General features: G+C 68.3%; 8 protein-coding genes. 3 read left to right on the top strand and 5 right to left on the bottom strand.

The genetic code is table 11. The features are described from left to right. On the bottom strand, positions 1–240 hold a 240-nt coding region (locus ACIQ3R_RS12550), incomplete at its 3' end, for an enoyl-CoA hydratase/isomerase family protein (protein ID WP_397418990.1). Positions 241–346: 106 nt separating this feature from the next. Here ACIQ3R_RS12550 and ACIQ3R_RS12545 point away from each other — a divergent pair. The 3 genes from ACIQ3R_RS12545 to ACIQ3R_RS12535 all read left to right on the top strand — a co-directional run bounded on the left by ACIQ3R_RS12545 (position 347) and on the right by ACIQ3R_RS12535 (position 1,994). Beyond that, positions 347–1,087 (top strand): VOC family protein, encoded by a 741-nt coding sequence (locus tag ACIQ3R_RS12545; protein ID WP_397418988.1) that lies wholly within the window; start codon positions 347–349, stop codon positions 1,085–1,087. 320 nt (positions 1,088–1,407) lie between these two features. Further along, on the top strand, positions 1,408–1,683 hold the full coding sequence (locus ACIQ3R_RS12540) for a type II toxin-antitoxin system ParD family antitoxin (RefSeq protein WP_397418986.1): 276 nt from the start codon (positions 1,408–1,410) through the stop codon (positions 1,681–1,683). Then, entirely contained in the window at positions 1,680–1,994 is a 315-nt protein-coding gene (locus ACIQ3R_RS12535) for a type II toxin-antitoxin system RelE/ParE family toxin (protein ID WP_397418984.1), read from the top strand. The genes ACIQ3R_RS12540 and ACIQ3R_RS12535 overlap by 4 nt, the downstream gene beginning before the upstream one ends. A 555-nt stretch (positions 1,995–2,549) precedes the next feature. Here the strand turns inward: ACIQ3R_RS12535 and ACIQ3R_RS12530 are convergent. From ACIQ3R_RS12530 to ACIQ3R_RS12515, 4 genes are all read right to left on the bottom strand, one after another. Next, positions 2,550–3,581: a formylglycine-generating enzyme family protein gene (locus ACIQ3R_RS12530; protein ID WP_397418981.1), complete on the bottom strand. Its 1,032-nt coding sequence runs from the start codon at positions 3,579–3,581 to the stop codon at positions 2,550–2,552. A 42-nt stretch (positions 3,582–3,623) separates the two neighbouring features. Beyond that, the gene (locus tag ACIQ3R_RS12525) at positions 3,624–4,652 is read right to left on the bottom strand and encodes a glutathione S-transferase N-terminal domain-containing protein (protein ID WP_397418979.1); all 1,029 of its coding nucleotides are present in this window, start codon (positions 4,650–4,652) and stop codon (positions 3,624–3,626) included. A 78-nt stretch (positions 4,653–4,730) separates the two neighbouring features. Beyond that, a complete protein-coding gene (locus tag ACIQ3R_RS12520) occupies positions 4,731–6,221 on the bottom strand; it encodes a phosphoesterase (protein WP_397418977.1) in 1,491 nt (496 codons plus the stop codon). Positions 6,222–6,349: 128 nt separating this feature from the next. Next, a partial coding sequence (locus ACIQ3R_RS12515; protein ID WP_397418975.1) for a TonB-dependent receptor domain-containing protein occupies positions 6,350–7,603 on the bottom strand: 1,254 nt, incomplete at its 5' end.

Here is a 7,603-nt window from a genome sequence, read left to right as displayed (position 1 = left end):
GTCGTTACGGCTGGCCATGCCTTTCACGTCGCCGCCGGCGCAGAAGCCCTTGCCGGCTCCGGTGACCACGATGCAGCGCACCGAAGGCTCGAGCTCGGCCCAGGCCAGGGTCTTGGACAGGCCGTCCAGCATGCCGCCGGACAGCGCGTTGCGCGCCTCGGGGCGGTTGAGCGTGAGGGTGAGCACGCCGCCGTCCTGGCGGGCGAGAAGGTCGGTGGTGCCGGTGTCGACATTGGCCATTGTGCGTCTCCTGATCGTTGAGGCCACGATAGGGGCCGGCCGGCGCTTGGCAACGGCGCCGTTACGGATAGGGTCGCCCCAACAACGGATTGAGGAGGATGCCCTGATGATGCGCTTGCGACAGATCGCCCTGGTGGGCGCGGACCTGGCGGCGGCCAAGGCTGAGATCACCCAGGTGCTGGGGCTTGGGGCCGATTATCTGGACAAGGGCGTGCGCAAGTTCGGGCTCGTCAACGCGGTCTGGCCGGTGGGCGACACCTTCCTGGAGGTGGTGTCGCCGGCCGAGCCCGGGACCACGGCCGGGCGGCTGATGGACAAGCGCGGCGGCGACGGCGGCTACATGGTGATCCTGCAGGTCGATGACGGTCTGGCGGCCCGGGCGCGGGCGGTCGGGCTGGGCGTGCGGCTGGTCGAGCAGGCCGAGTTCAAGGGCGTTGTGATGACCCACTTCCACCCCCGCGATGTGGGCGGCGCGATCCTGTCGGTCGACCAGATGACCCCGCCCGAACGCTGGGAATGGGGCGGGCCCGACTGGGAGGCCAATGTGCGGACCGAGGTCACGACCGGCATCGTCGGGGCGGAGCTGCAGGGGCCGGACCCGGAGGCCATGGCCACGCGCTGGGGCGAGGTGCTGGGCCGACCGGTCGAGTTCACCGGCGAGGGCTGGCGCATCGCGCTGGACGGCGGCGAGCTGCGGTTTGTCGAGGCCAAGGACGGCCGCGGCGAGGGCCTGGGCGCCTTCGACGTCGCGGTGCGCGACCCGGCCGCCGTGCGCGCCGGCGCCGCGCGGACGGAAGGCGAGGCCGTGGTGCTGTGCGGGACGCGCGTGAACCTGGTGGCGGCGTAGGGGCTCATACATTCCCCCCACGGTGTCATGCCGGATTTCGCTAAGCGAAAGTCCGGGACCTCCGACGCCGGATTGCGGGAGGTTGGCAAGCGCCGCGCCGACGTGGTGGGATCAGGCGCTGGAGGTCCCGGCCTTTGCCCGCTTCGCGTGGGCGAAACCGGGATGACACACGTGATTGAGTGTGGACGCTCAGTGTGATCCGACCCGGTGTCTGAGACGTCGACCGAATGGGTCCCCGCTTTCCGTGTCCCGGCCCTTTGGCGACAGGCTTTGGGTGCGCATCAAGTGTGATATAGTGTGCACCTTGCGTGAGAGACCCCATGCCCTCCATCGAACGGATCAGCGTCACCCTGCCGGCCGAGATGGCGGCGGCTCTGCGATCGACGGTCGAGGGCGGGCAATATGCGTCCACCAGCGAGATCGTTCGCGAGGCTTTGCGGGAATGGGCCCGTGCGCGGGACCGCGAGCAGCGCGATCTCGAAGCCCTTCGCGAAGCGATTCGGCTCGGCGACGAGAGCGGCCCCGGCATTCCGGCGGATGAGGTTTTCGCCGAGCTGCGTCGCATGATCGCCGACCGCCGCGCAGCTACCGGATGAAGCGGCTCGTCTTCGCCCCTGCGGCGCAAGATGACCTGATCGCCATCGGTCTCCACATCGCCGCCGACAACCCGGCGCGCGCAGAGACCTTCGTGACGGAGTTGGAGGCCAAGGCTCGGCAGGCCGCCGAGCGCCCTCTGACGTTTCCCGAGCGATCCGACATCAGCCCTGGCCTGAGGGCGGTCGTGCATGGACGATACCTGCTGTTCTTCCGCGATCTGGCGACCGAGGTTCGGATCGTCCGCATCCTGCACGGCGCGCGCGACCTGGCGCGCATCCTCGGGTCCGGAACGAAAAACCCGGGAAGATAGCCGGTGTCGAGCCCCCTCACCCGGCGGGGGAGCATGGGAATGGAGGTGGTCCTCGCCTTGACTCTTCCTCTCGCGCAGCACCGTGCGAAAGCCCGTGTGGTCGTTCGCGCGAGTCGCAATCGTTTTCTCTTTGTTCTTGTTTCACCGCCGCCTTCATGCTAGGGTCGAGACGCTTTGCAGTCTACGCCGCGCGGCCTCGGCGGCCACGCCGGAGATTGCGTATATCCCTCTGACCCCGAATGATTTCATTGAGAAAATTCCCGAAAGGCTGCGTCTTGAGTCCAGTCTTCGGGTAATCTCGGACACGCGCCGCGGGCCTGCCCACGCCGCGCCGTCAAATGTCGCAGGCGCTGACTCGGTCGCAATGAATTCGTTGGGAAAAACCCTGGAAAAACGCGTTCTTGAGTCCAGCATTCGCGACATTCTCGAGAGGGACGCCGCACTCAGACGGGGTCTCGCGACCCCGTCGCGGGCCTGGCGTGATCCGGCGCTGGAGGTCCCGGTCTTCGCCCGCTGCGCGAGGGCGAAACCGGGATGACACTGGGGACTGGAGGCTCAGTTCTCGCGCAGCACCGTGCGGAAGCCCGTGTGATCCGAGCCGGTGTCGGTGACGCCGGATTCGCGGGCCGGCGGCCGGTAGCGGAAGCAGAAGTTGTCGGCGCAGAGGAACGAGCCGCCCTTTATCACCCGGCGCTTCTCGTCGGGCGAGGCGGGGGTGAAGGCGCGGTCGCGGGGCGGGCCGGCGGGGTTGGCGATCTGGGTCGGGTCGAGGTTGGGGCGGTACCAGTCCTTGGTCCATTCCCAGACATTGCCGGCCATGTCGTGCAGGCCGTAGCCGTTGGCCGGGAAGCAGCCAACCGGCGCGGTCTCAGCCTTGTAGCCATCGGCCCCGGCGTCGACTTCCGGGAAGGGGCCCTGCCAGACATTGGCCTGGGGCTTGTTCATGTCGAGCGGCTGGTCGCCCCAGCTGTAGGCGGCGCCCTTGAGCCCGCCGCGGGCGGCGTACTCCCACTCGGCTTCCGTGGGCAGGTCGCGGCCGAGCCAGCGGGCATAGGCCAGGGCGTCGTCATAGGCGATCTGGACGACCGGATGGTTCTCCTTGCCGGCGATGGAGCTGCCTGGACCTTCCGGCTCGCGCCAGTTGGCGCCCTGAACCACCTGCCACCAGCCATTGCGGATCGCTTCGGGCCGGTCGCCCATGAAGACGATGGCCGAGGGCTTGAGCTGGTCGCCCGAGAGGGTGGGGTAGGCCTTGGGGTCCAGCGGCCGCTCGGCCAGGGTGACATAGCCGGTCGCGGAGACGAAGCGGGCGAACTGGGCGTTGGTGACCTCGGTGCGATCGATCCAGAAGCTGTCGACCCGGGTCTCGCGCGGCGGGCCTTCCTCCGGGCGTTGCGGCGCCGCGCCCTGGGTGAACACGCCGCCCTCGATGCGGACCATGCCCGCCTTGTCCGGGGCGGGTGCGGGGACGACCGCTGCGGTGACGCACGGCGCGGGCTTCGCCTCCGCCTTGGGCGGGGCGGTTTCCCGGGCGCAGCCGGCCGGAAGGATCAGCGCGAGCGCCAGAAGCGGGCGGAGTTTACGCATGGCGACGTTTTCGGGGCCCGCGCGGTGTTCCGCAAGCCCGGATCAGGCGAACAGCGGTTCGCAGCCGCTTCCGGCCAGCGCCGCATCCGCCCGGGCGCGGTCCGCGTCGCTGAGCGCCGCGCGCTCCTCCCGCAGCCAGCCCAGGCACTTGGCCTGATAGGGGAAGGGCTGCTGGCTCCAGGGCTGGCCGTCGATCACCGTCTCCACGGTCTCGGCGCCGGCGCGCACCGCCTTGGCGTTGGCCAGCAGCAGCGGCGTGTAGACCCGGCCGACCTCGGCCAGGATCGCCTTGAGCGTGGCCGGCAGGGCGGCGACGTCGAACCAGTGGCCGGGCGTGGGCTCTTCGCCGCTCAGGTCTTCCAGCAGCATCACCCAGGCGCTGACGCGGGGCGCGCGGGCGGCGGCCACGGCCATCGAGGTGGGATCGAAATGCACGAGCTGGGTGAGTTGGCCGTAGATGGCGAAGTCGCAGGCGGCCGGCCGGCCGCCGAGCAGGAACTTGTGCTCGGTCAGGTGGGCCTCAAGCAGATCGAGCAGGCGCATGTAGCTCGCCTCGATCACCGGGCCGGTGGTGGGGTTGGAGCCCACATAGCGCAGGCGCGGGATCTGACGGTCGGCGATGCCCTTGGCCGCGACCTTGAACTGGGCGTCGGGCATCTGGGCCGCGCGGAAGCCCGGCAGCACGCCGGAGGCCTTGGCGATGTCCGCCTCGTAGGTCCACCGATAGTGGAACATGGCCTTGGTCACCCACTCGTCGCCGTAGTCCTCGAGCAGCGCGTCAATGAGCGCCAGGGCCGGGTCCGCTGGACGGGCGGAGCGATCGGCGTATTCGGCTTCCAGGCGCCGCAGGATCGGCGTGGAGTCGGTGACCGCCTGCAGTTCGCCAGAGGCGTCCGGGAAGTAGAAGGTCGGCAGCAGCGAGACCTTGGCCTGGGGGAGGCCAGGCGCGTCGCGCGACAGCTGCAAGAGCCGATAGGGTATGCGCCGATAGCGCAGCAGGGCGGTCATCTTGCGGGTGTAGGGCGAACCCGGAACCCCGCTCAGCGTCACATGATCCCCGCCGCTCGCCATTATCGTCTCCCCCGTTTGTTGGCTGACCCAGGGATAAACCGAAACCTTCGTTCGCAATAGGGGGGTGGCGTGGACGATCTACCTGACAGCGATGAAAACCGGATTGGCGTAGAACCAGAGGTCGGTCCAGGGATCCTCGCCCGCGGTGTCCGGCGTGGGCTCAAGCTCGGCGCCGTTGGTGCCGCGCACGCGGATATAGGTGGCCTCGGTGACGTTCTTCAGCGTCAGGGTCATCGAGATGCGCTCGCCTTCGCGAACCCAGTCGCGGGGGCCGAAGCGGCGCTCGACCCGGGCGCGCGAATTGGCGTCGACCGTGGGGTCGGAGACGGCCGGCTCGATCTCGCTGCGGATCACATCGACGCGGGCCACGTCCGGCGTGCGGCCGCCGTGATTGGCGCCGGCCGGATCGCGCAGGCGGATCACCACGGTGACGTCCGCGCCGCGCGGAACAGTCAGGGTTTCGCCGAGGCTCGCCTTGGCGCCGGTCGCCTGCAGCGTGACGTCGAGTTCCGAGACCAGGTCGCCCAGGGTCACGAACACCCGGCCTTCGCGCAGGCCGTCGAGGATGTCGGCCGGATCGCGCGCCGCCTTGACGTAGGTCTTGGAGTACTCGCCCGGCCAGAAATCGGAGCCGCCCTCGGTGTAATGGCGGTGGGAGTCGGAGGTGGCGGTGATCCACCAGCGGCGGCCCTCGCCCAGCATCGAATCCCAGAAGCCGCCGAGCCGGGCGGTCATCTGGTCAAAGCCGCCCATGGTGGGCGCCGCCCGATAGCTGCCGCGGAAGCCGTCGTCGGGATCGGCGACGCCGGACTTGTTGAGCGTGCCGGCCTGATGGCCGGGCGCGCCTTCCATGCCGATGGCGACCTTGGGCGCGGCGTCGTTCCAGGCGCGGAGTTCGCGCGGCGTGGTCATGCCGTACTGGCTGATCCCGCGGGCGGAGCGCGAGGGGTGATGGGCGATCACCAGGGGCGGCGCCGGAAGGTCGCGCATGACCTTCAGGGCCTCGATCATCCGGGCTTCGGCGTCGTGAGTGGGATCGATGGGCCACGCTTCGCGCTTGTCGAAGCGGCTCTCCAGGTCGAACAGCACGTCGCGCTCGGCGGGGGTCTTGGGCACGATGATGCTGGAGTGGTCGGCGCCCGGCGAGTTGAGCTCCAGGCCGTAGAACTGGATCACGCTCTTCACCCGCCGCCGGGACTCCAGGAGCTCCGGATAGGCGAGGTCGCGGTTGACCTTGCTGTGGTTGGGGCCGCCGTGGTCGGTCGCCACCATCCAGGACAGGCCGTACTTGGCGCCCATCTCGGCGTTGGTGGGGATCGGATAGATCGCATCGCCGCCCACGATCGGCGTCGGCGGCTGAGCGGGATCAGCGGCGGGTTTGAGACCGACGCTGTACTGGCTGTGGACGTGGTGGTCGCCCGCCAGCCAGCGGCGCTGGGCCGGATTGACCTTGACCGCCTTGGTCCCTTTTGGAGCTTCGATCCGGATCGGATGCCTGCCCTCATGAGCGAGGACCGCTCCGGGCAGGCCCATGGCCGCGACAACAAGAATTCCCACGACCCTGTTCATGCGCCCGGCCCTCTATCTCTAATGAAGACCGCCCGCTCCGAAGAAAGATCCGGAACGGGCGGTGCTCGTACGCTCTACGCGGAATGCGACGTCCGCTTGATGCTGCGCCCCATCGGGACGCCCAGGGTCTAGAACGTGAAGTTCACCCCGGCGATGAAGCGGCGGCCGAACCGTTCCCATTCGATAGGGAAGTCCGTCGTGTCGCCATAGCGACGACCCCGGTCGTTGGTCAGGTTGGCCGCATCGAAGGTCAGTTCGAAGTTGTCGTTGACCCGGTAGCGGACCGAGAAGTCAAGCTCCTCGTCACTGTCCCAGTAGACGTCGCCGTTGGTGACCGGGACGGTCTTGCCATTCAGGAGCTGATAGTCGCCCACGCCCTGACCCCAGGGTGTGCGGTACTGATAGGCCAACCGCGCCGAGAGACCGTAGCGCTCGTAGTAGATCGAGATGTTATAGACCACGTCCGATGCGCCGATTACGGGGATGTTGCGCTCCGGCACCACCCCTACGCCGGGTACGCGGAATTCGCTGTCATTGAGCGTTATGTTGGCCTGGACGCCGAAGCCCTTGACCCAGTCGGGCGCGCTGCTGTTTTCCAGGAACGGTTCGATCGACTGGGCGATGGCCGCCTCGGCCCCGAGGATGTGGCCCTTGCCGCCGTTGCGAAGGGTGCTGAGCGTATAGCCGGACCGGTCCACGCCGCCCAAGTTCAGGGTGTCGCGGCCGAAGACGCCGGATTGGAAGAACAGCGCGTCCTTGATGTCCTTGTAGTAGACGCCCATCGACAGGAAGCCGCCCGACGCCATGTACCATTCATAGTAGGCGTCGACGCCCATGGCCCGCTCCGGCTTGGCGTCGGGATTGCCGCCGGAGATGCTCTGGGTGGTGTCATTGGCCACCAGATTAGGCCGCAGTTCGTCGAAGTCCGGCCGCGCCGCGCCGGTCGTGAAGCCGACGCGGACCTTCATTTCGTCGTTGAGGTCCCAGTTGATGTGGGCGCTGGGGAACACCAGCACCTGGTCATTGGTCGCCGTGACCAGGGTGTTGGCCGCGCCGACGCCGCCGAAGGCCGTGCCGGTGTTTTTCACGCGCTCGATCCGCGCGCCGGCGACGATGTTGCCCCAGTCCTGGGTCCAGGTGCCCATGGCGTAACCTGCCAGGATTTCTTCCTGCACGCGGAAGAAGCCGGCGTTGGTGTTCTGGCGGATGAGCACGCCGGCCCTGAGCAGGTCGCTGGCGCGCTTGTCGATGGCGTCCTTCGAGAAGTAATTGAAGTCGTAGCCGAGCTGGAGCTCGCCTTGATAGGGCTTGAGGTTGCGGATCTGGTCGTAGGTGAAGGTCTGCCCGGCTGCGGTGATCTGGGCGAGGGTGGCGGAGTAGAG

The organism is Phenylobacterium sp., from assembly GCF_044371015.1.
In the GTDB taxonomy this organism is placed as follows: Bacteria; Pseudomonadota; Alphaproteobacteria; order Caulobacterales; family Caulobacteraceae; genus Phenylobacterium.
Note: the sequence above shows the minus strand (reverse complement) of the source record. Positions and strands in the feature narration are given on the sequence as shown.